Here is a 16,867-nt window from a genome sequence, read left to right as displayed (position 1 = left end):
TTGACCGCGTACCTCGAAGGTCTGACCGGTCTTCTGCCACCAGGGAATCTAGCAAGGGGCACTGACAACGCCCCCGGCTTGGGGAGCGCGCCCCCTACACCGGCGGCGTCCCCGGCGGTGACGGGGCCGGGGGAGGGTTGGGCAGTGGCGGGCCCGGGTTGGGTGGGAGCTTCGGGGGGCCGCTGCCGTGCCGGCCGTCGTTCAGGAGCTTGCGGGGCGTCAGGCCGTAGATGCCGAACGGCGGGAAGAGGTCGACGCGGCGTGGGTAGTCGCCCTCCGCGCACTCCTCGCAGAGCAGGTCACGGCCGGCAGGGGTCTGCCGGGCGGCGGCGACCGGGGCGTTCCAGCACGCCTCGCAGTCGAGGACGTCGGTCGGGGAGAGGGTGATCATTCGAGCCTCCCGGGTGGTGTCGGTAACGCCTGGCGGGTCTTGCGCATCAGGTGCCTCCGTCGCTGGTCGGGACGGTGGGCGTGGTGGGGCTGATGTGGCCGGGGCCTCACCGGCGGGTCTCCCGCCAGACGAGGCCGGGCGCCCTCATCGGCGGGTCTCCCGCCAGACGCGGACGAGCTTCGCCGCGTCGGGGCAGATCGCCCCGGTCCGGCAGGCGGTGCAGGTCATCGTGTGGCCGAGCAGGGCGCGGTAGGCCGTGTCGGGGGATTCGGTCGTGGTCACGTTCGCCTCTCTGCTGATCTCGGCCCAGACGTACTCGGCGGCGCGGGTGCGCGTGTGCCCGTAGCGGTCCGCCGTGGCCAGGGCTGCGAGGACGGCCGCGTGGGCGGTCGCGCTCAACTCGGCGGGGAGATCGGCCTCGACGCGGATGACGTCCAGGTCGGTGGCCACACGCGGTTCGGTGCCTGTGGCGGCGGCGAGCATGCCGGTCAGCGCCGCAATCCGCGCTTCTGCAGAGCGCACACTTCTCCCCTGTGAACTGAAGGTCACTCCAGGTAATGCTGAGTATTCAGCTTCAACCTGATGGGTTAGCTTTGTCAACCAGCGACGCCCATACCGACGCCGAACACACGGAGCTGCTCAAATGCCACGTGATACGCCGTACTTGCAGGTGGCGGACAAGCTGCGGGCTCGCATCCGGGCCGGTGAATGGGCCGTCGGCGACAAGCTGCCGTCCCGGGCGCGGTTCGCCGAGGAGTATGGCGTGGGCCAGTCCGTGGCGCAGCGGGCCATGGAGCGTCTGATCATCGAGGGCATCCTCGAAGGGCGCGCCGGCTCCGGTACGTACGTCCGCCGGGCCCGCGAGCGCCGGCGCATGGTCCGTTCACGCCACCGCGAGCAGCGGAACAGGAGTCCGTTCGCCTCGGACATGGCCGAGCTCGACCACGAGGCGGACTGGGAGTGCACGAGTGTGGCGCGCGTACCCGCACCGGAGGACATCGCGGAGCGCCTGGCGATCGAGCCGGGCGACCTGTGCGTCGTGACGGACTACGAGTTCCTCGCCGACGGCATGCCTGTACAACTCGCCAAGAGCTGGGAGCCGATGGCCATCACGGACGGGACGCCGGTCCTGCTCCCGGAGATGGGCCCGCACGGCAAGATCGGCGTCGTCGAGCGCATGCGCTCCATCGGCGTGGACATCGCCACCGGCATCGAACTGCCCCGCCCGGCCCGTGCGACGCGGGAACAGGCCAACCTGCTCGGGATCTCCATCGGCGATCTGGTCATCGAGATCGAGCGCACGTACTTCGACCGCGAGGGCCGCCCCGTGGAGACGGCCGACGTCGTCGTGCCGGACATCCGCTGGGAGATCGCCTACGAGATCCGCATCGACCGGCCGGACTCCGACCAGCCGGACTCCGACCGCCCGGACTCCGACCAGCCGGATTCCTGACGCGGCTGCCGAGGGGCGGGTTCACCGACGGGCCTGGCCCGTCGGTGAACCCGCCCTCACGCGAACCCCCGCCCCATCTCGTCCAGGATCTCGTCGATCACCGCCGCCGGCTCCCGCGCCAGGTCCTCCTCGATCCACATGCGCATCGCGATCCTGAGCGAGGCCAGGAATCCCGCCGCCAGGACGATCGGGCGGATGGGGGCCGACGACGGGCCGGGGCGGGCTGCCACCGCTTCGGCCAGGTCGCGTTCCAGGGCGGCGTGGTTGGCCAACTGGCGGGCCAGCAGCGAGGGGTGACGCATCGCCAGGCGGGTGCGGATCGCCCATTCGCGTTCCGGTGGTGCCACGCGGTCCGCGAACTGGGCCACCGCCGCGCGCAGCGCCGGCCAGGCGGGCTCGTCGGCCGGGCGCTCGCGGACCGTCCGGACCAGGGCCCTGATCTGCTGCTCCTCGCCGTAGAGGAGGGCGTCCTCCTTGTTGGTGAAGTAGTTCGAGAACGTTCTGCGGGAGATCCCGGCCGCGTCCGCCACCGCCTCGACCGTCACCTGGTCGAAACCGTGCTCCACCGTCAGGCGCAGGGTCGCCTCGTGCACAGCCTGGCGGGTGGCTTCCTTCTTGCGTTCCCGAAGTCCAGGGCCCGCGGTGCTGCTGTCCATGGGGGCATTATCCCCCGGGTGCATCCCCCGAGGTATGAGATTCTTGCTCAGTGGGCAAAATTGCCCAGTGTGCATGTATGGTGAAGTCTTCTCCCTCCCGTACGGGGTCGTGCACGGATTCGGGTTGACCCGGTCCCGACACCGCTGACGGGCCTCTCGTACGAACATTTCCGGAGGTTGCGCGTGAGCGCAGCAGACACCGCCGCCGCCCCGGCCGGGGCCCCCGCCGCCGCGCCCATGGACCACCGCCACGTCCTGCGGGCCCTCAGCGGGCTGCTCATCGTGCTGTTCGTGGCGATGATCAGCAGCACCGTGGTCTCGGTCGCGCTGCCGCAGATCATCGGGTCCCTCGACGGCACGCAGTCCCAGTACACCTGGGTCGTCACCGCGACCCTGCTCGCCTCCACGGCCTCCACCCCGATCTGGGGCAAGCTCGCCGACCTGTTCAGCAAGAAGCTCCTGCTCCAGATAGCCATCGGGCTCTTCGTCGTCTCGTCGGTCGCGTGCGGGTTCGCCCAGTCCACCGAGCAGCTCATCGCCTTCCGTGCCGTTCAGGGGCTCGGCATGGGCGCGCTCCAGGTGCTCGTCCAGGTGATCATCGCCGCGATGATCAGCCCGAAGGAGCGCGGACGCTACAACGGTTACCTCGGCGGCGTCATGGCCGTCGCCACCGTCGGCGGGCCGTTGCTCGGCGGGTTCATCACCGACGCCTCCTGGCTCGGCTGGCGCTGGTGCTTCTTCGTCGCCGTGCCCTTCACCCTCCTCGCCTCCGTGTTGCTCGCCCGGACCCTGCACCTCGTCGAGGTCCGCCGGCCCGACACCAAGGTCGACTACCTCGGGGCCTCGCTCATCGCGGCCGGGGTCAGCCTCCTGCTCCTCTGGGTCACCTTCGTCGGCGACGACTTCGACTGGATTTCCTGGCAGAGCGCACTGATGGTCGGCGGGAGCGTGGTCATCCTCGGGGCGGCCGTTCTCGTGGAGAACCGGGTCAAGGAGCCAGTCGTTCCGCTCCACGTCGTCCGCCGCCGCGACCCCGCCCTCGCCATCGTCGCCAGCCTCGCCGTCGGCATGGCCATGTTCGGCGGGGCCGTCTTCCTCGGGCAGTACTTCCAGATCGGCCGCGGCTACTCGCCGACCGAGGCCGGGCTCCTCACCATTCCGCTCATGGCCGGCGTCCTCGTCTCCTCCACCGTCGCCGGGCGGCTGGTCTCCAAGACCGGCAAGGTCAAGCCGTTCATCGTCGCCGGAGTCGTGGTCCTCGCCCTCGGCTTTCTCGGACTGTCCTTCATCGACCACGAGACCTCGCTCGTGATGGTGTCGCTGGGCATGCTCGGCGTGGGCGTCGGAGTCGGTATGTCGATGCAGAACCTGGTGCTCGTCCTCCAGAACACCGTGCCGCTCAGCGAGATCGGCGCGGCCAGCGGGGCCATCACCTTCTTCCGCTCCCTCGGCGGCACCATGGGCGTCTCCGTCCTCGGCGCGGTCCTCGCCCACCAGGTGTCCACGAAGATCACGGACGGGCTGGCGAAGCTCGGCATCGGTCCCGCCGCCTCCGGTTCCGGCGGTTCCACCCTCAACGTCGCCGCCATGCCGCCCCAGGTCCAGGAGGTCGTCCGGGCCGCGTACGGGGACGCCACCGGCCACATCTTCCTCATCTCGGCCGGTATCGCGGTGATCGGCGTCATCGCGTCGCTGTTCCTCACGCCGACGAAGCTGCGGGACAGCGTGGATCTGTAAGTCACCCGCACGGCTCGTACAGCCCGCTTTCGCGCCCCCCGCGGGTGCGGAAGCGGGCTGTTGTACTGTTACGACCCCCGTACGCCACGGGGAACGACGCGATCGACCGAGGAGGTGAGACCCATGACCGCTGGATCAGGCTGGGTGCTCACCCCCACGCGATCACGTCGGACGACCGGCGGCAGCCGAAGCTGACCGGACGGACTAGGACGATCGTCGAGCGCCCATCGGATGTCCCGAAAGGCTTCGCTCGTATGTCGGTTCACCCCGTCAGCACCACCCTCTCCGCCACCGTCCTCGCCCTCCGCCGCGCCGGCTGCGTCTTCGCCGAGGACGAGGCCCTCCTCCTCCACGAAGCGGCCGCTTCCCCCGATGAACTGTCCGCCCTCGTCGAGCACCGCGCCGCCGGGCTCCCGCTCGAACACGTCCTGGGCTGGGCGGAGTTCCGCGGTCGCCGCTTCTCCGTGGACACCGGTGTCTTCGTGCCCCGGCGGCGTACGGAGTTCCTCGTGGCGCAGGCCGCCGCCCTCGCACCCCGCCGGGCCGTCGTCGTCGACCTCTGCTGCGGCTCCGGCGCCCTCGGCGTCGCCCTCGCCGACGCGTCGGACACGGCCGAACTGCACGCCTGCGACGTCGAACCCGCCGCCGTGCGCTGCGCCCGGCGCAACGTCGGCGACATGGGGGAGGTGTACGAGGGTGATCTCTTCGCCCCCCTTCCCGGCGGCCTGCGCGGCCGTGTCGACGTACTCCTCGCCAACGTTCCGTACGTTCCGACCGCCGACGTCGCACTGCTCCCCGCCGAGGCCCGCGTCCACGAACCGCGCGTCGCCCTCGACGGGGGCGGCGACGGCCTCGACGTCATGCGCCGGGTCGCCGCCGAAGCGCCCGAGTGGCTCGCGCCCGGCGGCAGCCTGCTCGTCGAGGCCGGTGAGCGGCAGCGCGACACGGCGGTGGAGGTCCTGCGCTCCGCCGGGCTCACCCCGCGGGTCCTGGTCTCCGAGGAGCTGTACGCCACCGTCCTCGTCGGGACGGCCTTGCGGATCACGTGACACCGTCCTCGTCGGGTCGGCCCGGATCACGTGAAGCGGTGGCGCGTCTGGCTGTACGGCTCCCCCTTGCCGAAGCCGAACGCCGTACGGGGGTGGACCGCGAACACATGGGCGCGGCCCGCCTCCGCCTGGACGAAGCTGCCGTCCTCGACGTCGAAGTGCCAGTCGGCGCCGTACTTCGCCTCCCACTCCCGGGCCAGGGTGGTCAGCCGCTCGTGGTCCGTCACCCGGTCCGCCCGGCCCTCCACCACGACGTCGAAGCCGGAGTCCAGGGTGTTCGCACCCGTCGTCAGGACCACCTCGGGGTTGGCCGCCAGATTGCGTGCCTTGCGCTCCTGCGGGCCCGTGCAGAAGTGGAGGGCGCCCTGCGACCAGACGCCGATCAGCGGGGTGACGTGGGGGCGGCCGTCGGGGCGGACCGTGGAGAGCCAGTACAGCGGGGCGTCGGTCAGTACGGCGGCCGTCTCCGGCCAGGGGCGGGCCGTCGCAGCCTCGCTGCTGTAGCGGGCGTCCAGCTGGGTGGCCGGGGGCTGCTCGGTCGTGGACATCGTTCCTCCGAGGGGGGCGTCTAGTGGTGCTGTCGCGGGGTGCTGTCAGGTGTTCTCCCTGTGGGTGGACTCCGCCGCTGCCCCGAATTCATCGGTACGGGACTAGGCTCGGAGAGCTGTGACGCCGAGAGGGAAGCGGCCGAGCAGTTACGCAGATCGGTTCGGCTGGCAGGAGAGCACGGGATGACGACCGCGCCGGGGCGCAGAAGCAGTACGTTCACCAGGCTGCTGCGGCACGGATTCACCGACCCGTCCGCCGCCGAGCAGCTCCTCGACCTGGACGCGCTCGCCTCCGTACGGTCCGATCCGGTCCTCCTGGAGGCGCTCGGGGCCACCGCCGACCCCGATCTGGCCCTGCGCGGACTGGTCCGGATCGTGGAGGCGGGGGAGGAGGGCGAGCGGCAGGTGCTGCTCGACACCCTCGTCACCGCCAAGCCCCTGCGCGACCGGCTCCTCGGGGTCCTCGGCGCATCCGAGGCGCTCGGGGACCATCTGGCCCGGCACCCGCGCGACTGGCAGGCGCTCGTCACGTACGAGTCGGCCGACCTGCACCCCGGGGTCGCCGAGTTCGAGCAGGGGCTCGCCGAGGCCGTCGATCCGGACTCGCTGCGGGTCGCCTACCGCCGGTGCCTGCTCACCCTCGCCGCCCGGGACGTCTGCGGGACGACCGGCCTCGCCCAGACCGCCGCCGAGCTGGCCGACCTCGCCACCGCCACCCTGCGCGCCGCGCTCGCCATCGCCCGCACGGCGGCGCCCGAGGACGCCGCGCAGTGCCGGCTCGCCGTCGTGGCGATGGGCAAGTGCGGCGGGCGGGAGCTGAACTACATCTCCGACGTCGACGTGATCTTCGTCGGGGAGGCGCGCGACGGGGTCGACGAGACCAAGGCCATGCAGGCCGCCACCCGGCTGGCCGCGCACATGATGCGGATCTGCTCCGACACCACCGTCGAGGGCACCATCTGGGAGGTCGACGCCAACCTCCGCCCCGAGGGCCGCAACGGGCCGCTCGTGCGTACCCTCAGCTCCCACCTCGCCTACTACCAGCGCTGGGCCAAGACCTGGGAGTTCCAGGCCCTGCTGAAGGCCCGGGCGGTGGCAGGCGACCCCGAGCTGGGCGCCGGGTACGTCGAGGCCGTGTCGCCGCTCGTCTGGGGGGCCGCCGACCGGGAGAACTTCGTCCCCGACGTGCAGAAGATGCGCCGCCGGGTCGTCGACAACATCCCCGCCGACCGTATCGAGCGCGAGCTGAAGCTCGGCCCCGGCGGGCTGCGGGACGTCGAATTCGCCGTCCAGCTCCTCCAGTTGGTGCACGGCCGCAGTGACGCCTCGCTGCACAGCGGCTCCACCCTGGAGGCGCTGCGGGCGCTCGCCGAGGGCGGGTACGTCGGCCGCGCGGACGCCGCGCAGCTGGACGAGGCGTACCGCTTCCTGCGCGCCATGGAGCACCGCATCCAGCTCTACCGGCTGCGCCGCACCCATCTGGTTCCCGAGGACGAGGCGGATCTGCGGCGGCTCGGGCGGTCGCTCGGGATGCGCACCGATCCGGTGGCCGAGCTGAACAAGGCGTGGAAGCGGCACGCCTCCGTCGTACGGCGGCTGCACGAGAAGATCTTCTACCGGCCGCTGCTGGACGCCGTCGCCCAGCTGGCCCCCGGCGAGTCCCGGCTCAGCGCGAAGGCCGCCGCGATCCGGCTGGAGGCCCTCGGGTACGCCGACCCGGCGGCCGCCCTGCGGCACCTGGAGGCCCTCTCCTCCGGGGTGACCCGCAAGGCCGCCATCCAGCGCACGCTGCTGCCGGTGCTCCTCGGCTGGTTCGCGGACTCCGCCGACCCGGACGCCGGGCTCCTCGGCTTCCGCAAGGTGTCCGACGCGCTCGGCAAGACCCCGTGGTATCTGCGGCTCCTGCGCGACGAGGGGGCCGCAGCGGAGAACCTCGCCCGGGTCCTGTCCGCGGGCCGCCTCGCCCCGGACCTCCTCATGCGGGCCCCGGAGGCGGTGGCGATCCTTGGCGATCCGGAGGGGCTCACGCCGCGCACCCGGGAGCACCTGGAGCAGGAGGTGCTGGCCGCGGTGGGGCGGGCCGGGGACGCGGAGTCGGCCGTCGCGGTGGTGCGCGGGGTGCGCCGCCGGGAGCTCTTCCGTACGACGGCCGCCGACCTCATCGGCTCGTACGGCACCGAGGACAGCCCTGCCGAGCAGGACCACGGGGCCCTCGTCGACCGCGTCGGCTCCGCCGTCACCGACCTCAACGCCGCCACCATCGCGGGCGCGCTGCGGGCCGCCGTCCGCGAACAGTGGGGCGACACCCTGCCGACCCGGTTCGCCGTCATCGGCATGGGCCGCTTCGGCGGGCACGAGCTGAGTTACGGCTCCGACGCGGACGTCCTCTTCGTCCACCGGCCGCGCGAGGGCGTGAGCGACGAGGAGGCCGGGCGGGCGGCGAACGCGGTCGTGAGCGAGATGCGGCGACTGCTCCAACTGCCCACCGCGGACCCGCCGTTGCTCATCGACGCCGATCTGCGTCCCGAGGGCAGGACCGGGCCGATGGTCCGCACGCTGAAGTCGTACGAGGCCTACTACCGGCGCTGGTCGCTGGTCTGGGAGAGCCAGGCGCTGCTGCGGGCGGAACACATGGCGGGCGACGAGGAGTTGGGGCGGGCCTTCGTCGAGCTGGTCGATCCGCTGCGCTATCCGATGGAGGGGCTCGGCGAGGACGCCGTACGCGAGATCCGCCGGCTCAAGGCGCGGATGGAGTCCGAGCGGATGCCGCGCGGCGCGGACCCCACGCTCCACGCGAAGCTGGGGCGGGGCGGGCTGAGCGATGTCGAGTGGACCGTCCAGCTGCTCCAGATGCAGCACGGGTGGGCGGAGCCCGGCCTGCGCACGACGCGCACGCGCGAGGCGCTGGCCGCCGCGTGCGCGGCCGACCTGATCCCGGCGGAGGACGCGCAGACGCTGGACGAGGCGTGGGTGCTGGCGGCGCGGGTGCGCAACGCGGTGATGCTGGTGCGGGGGCGGCCGGGCGACACGTTCCCGTCCGATCCGCGGGAGCTGGCGGCGGTGGGGCGGTACCTGGGGTACGAGCCGGGGCATGTCGGGGACATGCTGGACGACTACCGGCGGACCACGCGGCGGGCCCGGGCGGTGGTGGAGGAGCGGTTCTACGGGGCGGCGGGCTGAGGGGACTTCCCGGGCTCGGGCCCGGGATTCCTCGGGGCTCCGCACCCGCCAGGCCCCGGCTCCGCACCTGCCAGGCCCCGGCTCCGCACCCGCCAGGCCCCGGCTCCGCCCCGGGCCGGCCCCGGCGCTCCCTCCCGGGGCTCCGGCCCCGGACCCCGCTCCTCAAACGCCGGAGGGGCTGGGTGGTGCGCCCGGAGGTGCTGGATCAGGGGTCCTCAACCGCCGGGCGCCACGTGCGCGAGCGGAAAAGATGTCCTCAAACGCCGGACGGGCTGGAGGGGGCGGGCGGGTCGGAATCGGCGGCGGGTGGGCCGAGGTGGGTGCGGCAGTGCTCCATGAACGCCCCCAGTGCCAGTTCGAACGCCGCGTCCGCCCGGCCCGGGCCGATCGCCGCCAGTGCCTCCGCCAGATTCTCCGTGCCGGGGGAGTCCGCCGGGAGTTCCCACATGGTCTCCGGGGCCGCCAGGTCCAGCGCCGAGCCGAGTACCAGGTTCTCCAGGGCCGTGATCACCGTCATCACCCGCTCCACCGGGAAGCCCACGTCCAGGAGCAGCCGGACCGCCTGTTCGTACTGGGCCAGCACCTTCGGGGCCCGTACCGGTGACGTCATCAGCAGCGGGATCGCGTGCGGGTGGGCGGCGAAGGCGGCGCGGTAGGAGCGGGCCCAGGCGGTCAGGGCCGTGTCCCAGGGGTGGAGGTCCAGCGTGGCCGTGTCGATCGACGCGCTGACACGTTCCCGGACCAGCTCGATCACCCCGGCCCGCCCGTCCACATGGTGATACACCGAACCCGTCTGCACCCCCAGCCTGCGGGCCACCTGCGGCACGCTGAACTCCCCCTGTTCATCGAGCAGTTCGAGCGCTGTGGCACCGATGCGCTCCCGGTCGAGCAGCGGTGTGCGCGGCCGTCCCATGTGTGGTTCTCCTGATCTGCGTCGGCGAAAGGTCTTCCCCGATGACCTGGGGTGAGGCTACATTCCCCGAAACCGAAAGGCTTTAGGTTTACGTCGCGGAAGGGCTCTCCCTGCACATGTCTGCGCCCACCCTCCGGAGCGGCACGCTCGGCACCGCCGACATCGCCTTCTTCGTCATCTCCGCCGCCGCCCCGCTCACCGTCATGGCCGGGGTCGCCCCCGTCGCCCTGATGCTCGGCGGCATCGGCGCCCCGGTCGGCTATCTGCTGGCGGGCATCACGCTCGCGGTCTTCGCCGTCGGGTTCACCGCGATGAGCCGGCACGTCCGCAGCGACGGCGCCTTCTACGCGTACATCACGCGCGGGTTCGGCATCCCGGTCGGCATCGCCGCCGCGCTCATCGCCATGCTCGGCTACAACGGCATGGAGATCGGCGTCTACGGACTCCTCGGCTCCGCCACCGCAGACACCTCCCACGCCCTGTGGGGCGTCGACGTGCCCTGGCTGCCCGTCTCCCTCCTCGGCCTGGCGCTCATCTGGTACGGCGGCTTCCGCTCCATCGACTTCGGCGCCAAGGTGCTCGGTGTCCTCCTCGTCGCCGAGACGGGGATTCTCGTTCTGCTCGCGGGCGGGGTGCTGCTCGAAGGCGGTGCCTCCGGCGGGCTCTCCTTCGGCTCCTTCTCGCCCGGCACCGTCCTCGTGCCCGGCATGGCCGCCGTTCTCGCCTGCGCCTTCGCCGCCTTCACCGGGTTCGAGTCCACCGTCATCTACCGCCGCGAGGCCCGGAGCCCGGAGCGGACCGTCCCGCGCGCCACCTACATCGCCGTCGCCTTCCTCGGGCTCTTCTACGCCTTCATCGTCTGGACCGTCATCCAGGCGTTCGGCGAGGAGAAGGTCGTCCAGGCCGCCGCCGACGACCCCGGCGGGCTCTTCTTCTCCGCCATCACCACCTACGTCGGGGCCTGGGCCGCCGACCTGATGCACATCCTCATCGTCACCAGCGTCCTCGCCTCGCTGCTCGCCTTCCACAACGCCATCAACCGGTACGGGCTCGCGCTGGCCGAGGAAGGCGTCCTGCCCGCAGCCCTCGGCCGCGTCCACCCGCGCCACCGCTCCCCGTACGTCGCCGGGGCCGCGCAGACCGTGCTCGGGGCGGTCGTCGTCATCGGATTCGCCGCCGCCGGGGCCGATCCGTACGCGCAGCTCCTGCTGTGGGTCAACACCCCGGGCATGATCGGGCTCATGGTCCTCCAGCTCCTCGCCGCCGTGGCCGTCTTCCTCTTCTTCCGGAAGATCCCGCACGGCGAAGGCGTCCTGCGCACCGTCGTCGCCCCGCTGGTCGCCGCCGTGCTGCTGGCCGGGGCCATCGGGCTCGTCTCGTACAACGTGGAGCTGTTCACCGGCGCCTCGACCGGGGTGAACGTCGTCCTCGTCTCGCTCGTACCGGGCACCTTCCTGCTGGGCCTGCTCCTCGCCCGCCGGCTGAAGCGCCGCCGGCCCGAGGTGTACGCCTCCTTCGCCGCCGAGCTGGCCGATGTCCCGGAGGGAACTCCAAAACCCGCCTCCGCCACCTCCGTAACCCGCTGACCACCACGCAAGGAGCCCCACCATGCCCGCAGCCGACCTCCTGATCACCGGAGCCCGGGTCCGCACCCTCGACCCCGCCCGCCCCGAGGCCACCGCCGTCGCCGTCCGGGGCGGCACGATCGTCGCGGTCGGCGACGCCGAGGATCTGCGGGAGCTGAAGGGGGCCGGCACCGAACACCTCGACCTGGCCGGGGCCACCCTCACCCCCGGGCTCACCGACGCCCACAGCCACCCCGTCTGGGGCCTGGAGATGGCCACCGGCGTCGACCTCACCGCCGTCCGCGACCTCGACCGGCTCCGGGCGGCCCTCGCCGCCGCCCCGCGCACCGAGGGGTGGGTCCTCGGGTGGGGGCTCGACCACAACGCCTTCGGCGACCAGCCCGTCGACCACACCCTCATCGACGAGGCCCTCGGCGGCGCGCCCGCCTTCATCCGACTCTACGACGGGCACTCCGCCCTCGCCTCGGCCGCCGCACTGGAACGCGCCGGGATCACCGGGCCCCGCACCTTCGCCCAGCGTTCCGAAGTCGTCTGCGACCCCGGCGGGCGGCCCACCGGGCATCTGATCGAGCACGCCGCGATGGATCTGTTCACCGGGCTCCTGCCCCGGCCGTCCCTCGCCGAGCGGCGGGCCGGGCTGGTCGGGCTGCTGTCCGCCATGGCCGCCACCGGGCTGACCGGGGCCCATGTGATGGACCTCGGCGACGGCTCCGTACCGGATCTGCTGGCCGCCGTGGAGGACGGTACCGACCTGCCCGTACGGCTCCGGCTCGCCCCCTGGTGCATGCCGGGCGTCGACAAGGAGGGGCTGGAGGAGCTGGTGCGGCTCCAGAGCAGGGCGGGTCGGCTGTGGCGGGTCGGCGGGGTGAAGTTCTTCATGGACGGCACCGTCGAGGGCGGTACCGCCTGGCTGGAGCACGCCGACTGCCACGGCCAGGGCACCGAGGCGTTCTGGCCCGACCCGGCCGCGTACACCGAGGCCGTCGCCCAGCTCCACCGCGCCGGAGTCCGCACCGCCACCCACGCCATCGGGGACGCGGCCGTACGGCACGTCCTGGACACCGTCGAGTCGCTGGGGGAGAGCGGGCGGCTGTGCCACCGCGTCGAGCACATCGAGACCGTGCCGCACGAGATCGCCGAGCGGTTCGTCCGGCTCGGGGTGATCGCCTCCATGCAGCCCACCCACTCCGCGTACACCCGCGCCGACCACACCGACGCCTGGTCCCGGCGGCTCGGCGACGAGCGGGCCGCGCGCGCCTGGCGCTGCCGCGACCTGCGGGACGCCGGGGCGTATCTGGCGCTCGGCTCGGACTGGCCGATCGCCCACTACGACGTACGGCAGGTGCTCGCCACCGCCCGGCTGCGGCGGCTGCCGGGGGCGTACGACACCGAGCCCGTCGCCCCGGAACAGGCGCTCACCGGGCTGATGGCCCTGGAGGGCTGCACCTCTCACGCGGCCGTCGCGGCGGGGGAGCAGGAGGTGGCGGGGCGGATCGCGCCCGGCTACCGGGCCGACCTGACCGCCTTCGGCCTGGACCCGGTCGACGCCCCGGCCGACGAGTTGGGTGAGGCGCCGGTGCGGCTCACGGTCACCGGGGGACGCGTGACGCACCGGGGGTAGCGGGCTCCGCCTCCGCCTCCGCCTCCGCCTCCGCCTTCGGTTCCGGTTCGGACGCCGGGCGGGGCAGGCGGGCGGCGGCGCGCAGGCCGGTCAGCCGGCCCTTCCTCGCCCCGGGCACCCACTTCGGCAGCCGGTGCGGCAGCGAGCCGTACCAGGCGCGGGAGACCGCGTAACCGAAGGCGAGGCAGGCCATGCCGCCCACCGCGTCCAGCCAGAAGTGGTTGGCGGTGGCCACGATGACGACCAGGGTGAGCGTCGGGTAGAGCAGGCCCAGGATCTTGGCCCACGGCGCCGAGGCCAGGGCGAAGATCGTCAGACCGCACCAGAGCGACCAGCCGATGTGCATCGACGGCATCGCCGCGTACTGGTTCGACATGTTCTTGAAGTTGCCCGACGCCATCGAGCCCCAGGTCTCGTGCACGAGCACGGTGTCGATGAAGTTGGCCCCGTTCATCAGACGGGGTGGCGCCAGGGGGTACAGGTAGTAGCCGAGCAGGGCCACGCCCGTCGTCGCGAAGAGGACGAGACGGGTCGCCGCGTAGCGGCCCGGATGGCGGCGGAACAGCCAGACGAGGACGCCGATGGTCACGACGAAATGCAGCGTCGCGTAGTAGTAGTTCATCGACACGATCAGCCATGTCACGGAATTGACCGCGTGATTGACCGATTCCTCGAAGGCGAGCCCCAGGGACTTCTCCGCCGACCAGATCCAGTCCGCGTTGGCCAGCGCCGCCGCCTTCTGCTCCGGGACCGCGTTGCGCACGAGCGAGTACAGCCAGTAACTGACCGCGATGAGCAGGATCTCGAACCAGAGCCGGGGGCGGCCGGGCGTCCGCAGCGAACGGATGCGGGCCTGCCAACCGGACTTTCCGGGGGCCGGGGGAGGTGTCGACGACGCGGTGGCGGCCTGGGGGGCCGCCTCGGCCGCGATGGGTGAAGGACCGGCCGTCGACCGGCCTTCCTGTGCTGTCACCTGTGTTTCACCCATAGGCAGAGAGTCTTCCATAGAGCTTCCTCTGCCTACGATCATCCTCCGGTCGGGTTCCGGTCGCACGTTCTGCGTCTCAAGGACGAGGGGCCGACCCTGAACCCCCTGCGGGTCCGGCGGCCGTCGTGCCGCGTACCACCAGCTCGGGCATGAAGACGAACTCGCTGTGCGGGGCCGGGGTTCCGCCGATCTCCTCCAGGAGCGTACGGACCGCGGCCTGCCCCATCGCCGTCACCGGCTGCCGGATCGTCGTCAGCGGCGGGTCGGTGAACGCTATGAGGGGCGAGTCGTCGTAGCCGACCACGGAGAGGTCCCGGGGCACTTCCCTGGCCTCCCGGCGGGCCGCCCGGATCGCCCCGAGCGCCATCATGTCGCTCGCGCACACGACCGCCGTGCAGCCGCGCTCCATCAGGGCGGTGGCGGCGGCCTGGCCGCCCTCCAGCGTGTACAGGGAGTGCTGGACCAGCTCCTCGATCTCCTCCTCGGAGAGGCCCAGCTGTTCCCGCATCGTCGCGTGGAAGCCCTCGATCTTGCGGAGCACCGGCACGAAGCGCTTGGGGCCGACCGCCAGGCCGATCCGGGTGTGGCCGAGCGCCACCAGATGCGTCACCGCGAGCCGCATCGCCGCCCGGTCGTCCGGGGAGATGAACGGCGCCTGCACCTTGGCGGAGAAGCCGTTCACCAGAACGAAGGGGACACCCTGGCCGCGCAGTTGCTCGTACCGCTGCATATCGGCCGAGGTGTCCGCGTGCAGCCCGGAGACGAAGATGATGCCCGAGACGCCCCGGTCCACCAGCATTTCGGTGAGTTCGTCCTCGGTGGAGCCGCCGGGGGTCTGGGTCGCCAGCACCGGGGTGTAGCCCTGCCGGGTCAGCGCCTGGCCGATGACCTGGGCCAGCGCCGGGAAGATCGGGTTCTCCAGCTCCGGGGTGATCAGGCCGACCAGCCCCGCGCTGCGCCTGCGCAGCCGCACCGGGCGTTCGTAGCCGAGGACGTCGAGCGCCGCGAGGACGGATTCGCGGGTGGCCGCCGCTACTCCGGGCTTGCCGTTCAGGACCCGGCTGACCGTCGCTTCGCTGACCCCCGCCTGAGTTGCGATATCGGCAAGCCGTGCGGTCATGGGATGCGACTGTACCGGGCCCGTGTCGGATTGCCCACTGTGCGTGGGGCCGTACGGGAAGGGGTTTCGGGCGTGCTTCCGGCAACGTCTTGCAAGGTCTTGCGGTTCCGGATCGCGGACCGCTGTCGGCTCGTCGCCCTGCGGATATGGCCAGGCCCGCCCGCCCCTGCCAGGGGTGGACGGCGGTCGTCAAGGGGCTTGACGGCAACCTTGAGGACACGCGAATGTAACGATCACCAGGGCTTGCAGAAATCTTCCGCAAGGTCTTTCGGTCGTCTTTCATCCTTGTTACGTTCACGTCGACCCGGCGCCGCGACGGAGCGGTACGGCAGTTGAAGGAGTTCAGATGCGACGTGGCATAACGGCCACCGCCCTGGTCGCGGCCCTGGCGCTCGCGGCGACCGCTTGCGGCAGCGACGACGAGACCGGCAGCAAGAGCTCGGGCGAGCTCTCCGGCACCGTGACCTGGTGGGACACCTCCAGCGTCGGCAGCGAGGACAAGGTCTTCAAGAAGCTGGCCGAAGGCTTCGAGAAGAAGCACCCGAAGGTCGACGTCAAGTACGTCAACGTGCCCTTCGGCGAGGCGCAGAACAAGTTCAAGAACGCCGCCCAGGCCGGCGACGGCGCGCCCGACGTGATCCGCTCCGAGGTCGCCTGGACGCCGGACTTCGCCAACCTCGGCTACCTGGCCCCGCTGGACGGCACCGCCGCCCTGAAGAACCAGGACGACTTCCTCAAGCAGGCCGTCGCCTCCACCAAGTACGAGGACAAGACCTACGCCGTCCCGCAGGTCATCGACTCGATGGGCATCTTCTACAACAAGAAGATGTTCAAGGAGGCCGGTGTCGAGGCGCCCGCCAGCCTGGACGACCTCAAGACCGTCGCCAAGAAGATCAAGGACAAGACCGGCAAGACCGGCCTCTACCTCCGCGGCGACGACCCGTACTACTTCCTCTCCTTCCTGTACGGCGAGGGCGGCGACATGGTCGACGCCGGCTCCAAGAGCGTCACCATCGACAAGCCCGAGGGCGTCAAGGCGTTCAAGGCGGTCAAGGACCTGGTCGACGACGGCACTGCGAAGACGGACGCCTCGGACGGCTGGGAGAACATGATGCAGGCGTTCAAGAACGGCGACGTCGCCATGATGATCAACGGCCCCTGGGCCGTCGCCGACACCCTGACCGGCAGCCAGTTCACCGACAAGGACAACCTCGGCGTCGCCCCGGTCCCGGCCGGCTCCGCCGCCCAGGGCGCCCCGCAGGGCGGCCACAACCTCGCCGTCTACGCCGGCTCCAAGAACCTCGACGCCTCCTACGCCTTCGTCGAGTACATGACCTCCGTCGACAGCCAGGCCACCGCCGCCGGCGAGCTGAACCTGCTGCCCACCCGCACCTCCGCGTACGCCAAGAAGGAAGCGGTCGACAGCGAGATCGTCGGCTTCTTCAAGCCGGTCGTCGAGACCGCCGTCGAGCGCCCCTGGATCCCCGAGGGCGGCAGCCTCTTCGAGCCGCTGCGCATCGAGTACACCAAGGTCCTCACCGGCCAGACCACGCCGGAGAAGGCCGCCAAGGCCACCGGCGACTCGTACCGCAAGCTCCTGAAGGACTGGAAGTAACAGGAAGGTT

At 71.7% G+C, this 16,867-nt stretch carries 14 protein-coding genes; 7 read left to right on the top strand and 7 right to left on the bottom strand.

Annotated features, from left to right (window positions below):
• Positions 1–94: 94 nt before the first annotated feature.
• Positions 95–391 carry a hypothetical protein gene (locus tag WQO_RS08985; protein ID WP_010057678.1) on the bottom strand — a complete coding sequence of 99 codons (297 nt, stop codon included), beginning with the start codon at positions 389–391 and terminating at the stop codon, positions 95–97.
• A 144-nt stretch (positions 392–535) separates the two neighbouring features.
• The gene (locus tag WQO_RS08980; protein WP_010057680.1) at positions 536–874 is read right to left on the bottom strand and encodes a hypothetical protein; all 339 of its coding nucleotides are present in this window, start codon (positions 872–874) and stop codon (positions 536–538) included.
• Between the two features lie 160 nt (positions 875–1,034).
• Here WQO_RS08980 and WQO_RS08975 point away from each other — a divergent pair, with 160 nt between their 5' ends.
• Positions 1,035–1,844: a GntR family transcriptional regulator gene (locus WQO_RS08975; protein WP_029182009.1), complete on the top strand. Its 810-nt coding sequence runs from the start codon at positions 1,035–1,037 to the stop codon at positions 1,842–1,844.
• 56 nt (positions 1,845–1,900) lie between these two features.
• Here the strand turns inward: WQO_RS08975 and WQO_RS08970 are convergent, their stop codons facing one another.
• Positions 1,901–2,500, bottom strand: a complete 600-nt coding sequence (locus tag WQO_RS08970) for an acyl-CoA-like ligand-binding transcription factor (RefSeq protein WP_010057682.1) — start codon at positions 2,498–2,500, stop codon at positions 1,901–1,903.
• A gap of 237 nt (positions 2,501–2,737) precedes the next feature.
• Here WQO_RS08970 and WQO_RS08965 point away from each other — a divergent pair, with 237 nt between their 5' ends.
• Positions 2,738–4,237: an MFS transporter gene (locus tag WQO_RS08965; protein ID WP_050992249.1), complete on the top strand. Its 1,500-nt coding sequence runs from the start codon at positions 2,738–2,740 to the stop codon at positions 4,235–4,237.
• 254 nt (positions 4,238–4,491) lie between these two features.
• Positions 4,492–5,286, top strand: coding sequence for a putative protein N(5)-glutamine methyltransferase (locus WQO_RS08960; RefSeq protein WP_010057684.1), 795 nt, complete (start codon positions 4,492–4,494; stop codon positions 5,284–5,286).
• Between the two features lie 26 nt (positions 5,287–5,312).
• Here WQO_RS08960 and WQO_RS08955 read toward each other — a convergent pair whose 3' ends face one another.
• Positions 5,313–5,834, bottom strand: a complete 522-nt coding sequence (locus tag WQO_RS08955; protein WP_010057686.1) for a pyridoxamine 5'-phosphate oxidase family protein — start codon at positions 5,832–5,834, stop codon at positions 5,313–5,315.
• A gap of 183 nt (positions 5,835–6,017) precedes the next feature.
• Between WQO_RS08955 and WQO_RS08950 the strand changes: the two genes are divergently transcribed.
• On the top strand, positions 6,018–9,014 hold the full coding sequence (locus tag WQO_RS08950) for a bifunctional [glutamine synthetase] adenylyltransferase/[glutamine synthetase]-adenylyl-L-tyrosine phosphorylase (RefSeq protein WP_058953924.1): 2,997 nt from the start codon (positions 6,018–6,020) through the stop codon (positions 9,012–9,014).
• A gap of 256 nt (positions 9,015–9,270) precedes the next feature.
• On the opposite strand, the gene WQO_RS08945 is transcribed toward WQO_RS08950, so the two are convergent.
• Complete coding sequence (locus WQO_RS08945; protein WP_010057690.1) at positions 9,271–9,927, bottom strand: TetR/AcrR family transcriptional regulator; 657 nt, start codon at positions 9,925–9,927, stop codon at positions 9,271–9,273.
• A 116-nt stretch (positions 9,928–10,043) separates the two neighbouring features.
• Here WQO_RS08945 and WQO_RS08940 point away from each other — a divergent pair, with 116 nt between their 5' ends.
• The gene (locus WQO_RS08940; RefSeq protein ID WP_010057691.1) at positions 10,044–11,513 is read left to right on the top strand and encodes an APC family permease; all 1,470 of its coding nucleotides are present in this window, start codon (positions 10,044–10,046) and stop codon (positions 11,511–11,513) included.
• Positions 11,514–11,535: 22 nt separating this feature from the next.
• Positions 11,536–13,134 carry an amidohydrolase gene (locus tag WQO_RS08935; protein ID WP_010057692.1) on the top strand — a complete coding sequence of 533 codons (1,599 nt, stop codon included), beginning with the start codon at positions 11,536–11,538 and terminating at the stop codon, positions 13,132–13,134.
• Here the strand turns inward: WQO_RS08935 and WQO_RS08930 are convergent.
• Both WQO_RS08930 and WQO_RS08925 read right to left on the bottom strand, forming a co-directional pair.
• The gene (locus WQO_RS08930) at positions 13,103–14,122 is read right to left on the bottom strand and encodes a phosphatase PAP2 family protein (protein WP_010057693.1); all 1,020 of its coding nucleotides are present in this window, start codon (positions 14,120–14,122) and stop codon (positions 13,103–13,105) included. The two genes, WQO_RS08935 and WQO_RS08930, sit on opposite strands and share 32 nt — an antisense overlap.
• 76 nt (positions 14,123–14,198) lie before the next feature.
• The gene (locus WQO_RS08925; RefSeq protein ID WP_010057694.1) at positions 14,199–15,242 is read right to left on the bottom strand and encodes a LacI family DNA-binding transcriptional regulator; all 1,044 of its coding nucleotides are present in this window, start codon (positions 15,240–15,242) and stop codon (positions 14,199–14,201) included.
• Positions 15,243–15,588: 346 nt separating this feature from the next.
• On the opposite strand from WQO_RS08925, the gene WQO_RS08920 reads away from it, so the two are divergent.
• Entirely contained in the window at positions 15,589–16,857 is a 1,269-nt protein-coding gene (locus tag WQO_RS08920) for an extracellular solute-binding protein (RefSeq protein ID WP_010057696.1), read from the top strand.
• Positions 16,858–16,867: the final 10 nt, after the last annotated feature.

Source organism: Streptomyces globisporus C-1027, from assembly GCF_000261345.2.
Lineage (GTDB): Bacteria > Actinomycetota > Actinomycetes > Streptomycetales > Streptomycetaceae > Streptomyces > Streptomyces pakalii.
The sequence above is the reverse complement of the archived record's forward strand: the minus strand, read 5'-3'. Positions and strand labels throughout refer to the sequence as shown.

What these genes read in the sequence shown, in the direction of transcription:
- WQO_RS08985 (WP_010057678.1), bottom strand. Translation starts at nt 391, where the DNA reads ATGATCACCCTCTCCCCGACCGACGTCCTCGACTGCGAGGCGTGCTGG.
- WQO_RS08980 (WP_010057680.1), bottom strand. Translation starts at nt 874, where the DNA reads ATGCTCGCCGCCGCCACAGGCACCGAACCGCGTGTGGCCACCGACCTG.
- WQO_RS08975 (WP_029182009.1), top strand. Translation starts at nt 1,035, where the DNA reads ATGCCACGTGATACGCCGTACTTGCAGGTGGCGGACAAGCTGCGGGCT.
- WQO_RS08970 (WP_010057682.1), bottom strand. Translation starts at nt 2,500, where the DNA reads ATGGACAGCAGCACCGCGGGCCCTGGACTTCGGGAACGCAAGAAGGAA.
- WQO_RS08965 (WP_050992249.1), top strand. Translation starts at nt 2,738, where the DNA reads ATGGACCACCGCCACGTCCTGCGGGCCCTCAGCGGGCTGCTCATCGTG.
- WQO_RS08960 (WP_010057684.1), top strand. Translation starts at nt 4,492, where the DNA reads ATGTCGGTTCACCCCGTCAGCACCACCCTCTCCGCCACCGTCCTCGCC.
- WQO_RS08955 (WP_010057686.1), bottom strand. Translation starts at nt 5,834, where the DNA reads ATGTCCACGACCGAGCAGCCCCCGGCCACCCAGCTGGACGCCCGCTAC.
- WQO_RS08950 (WP_058953924.1), top strand. Translation starts at nt 6,018, where the DNA reads ATGACGACCGCGCCGGGGCGCAGAAGCAGTACGTTCACCAGGCTGCTG.
- WQO_RS08945 (WP_010057690.1), bottom strand. Translation starts at nt 9,927, where the DNA reads ATGGGACGGCCGCGCACACCGCTGCTCGACCGGGAGCGCATCGGTGCC.
- WQO_RS08940 (WP_010057691.1), top strand. Translation starts at nt 10,044, where the DNA reads ATGTCTGCGCCCACCCTCCGGAGCGGCACGCTCGGCACCGCCGACATC.
- WQO_RS08935 (WP_010057692.1), top strand. Translation starts at nt 11,536, where the DNA reads ATGCCCGCAGCCGACCTCCTGATCACCGGAGCCCGGGTCCGCACCCTC.
- WQO_RS08930 (WP_010057693.1), bottom strand. Translation starts at nt 14,122, where the DNA reads ATGGGTGAAACACAGGTGACAGCACAGGAAGGCCGGTCGACGGCCGGT.
- WQO_RS08925 (WP_010057694.1), bottom strand. Translation starts at nt 15,242, where the DNA reads ATGACCGCACGGCTTGCCGATATCGCAACTCAGGCGGGGGTCAGCGAA.
- WQO_RS08920 (WP_010057696.1), top strand. Translation starts at nt 15,589, where the DNA reads ATGCGACGTGGCATAACGGCCACCGCCCTGGTCGCGGCCCTGGCGCTC.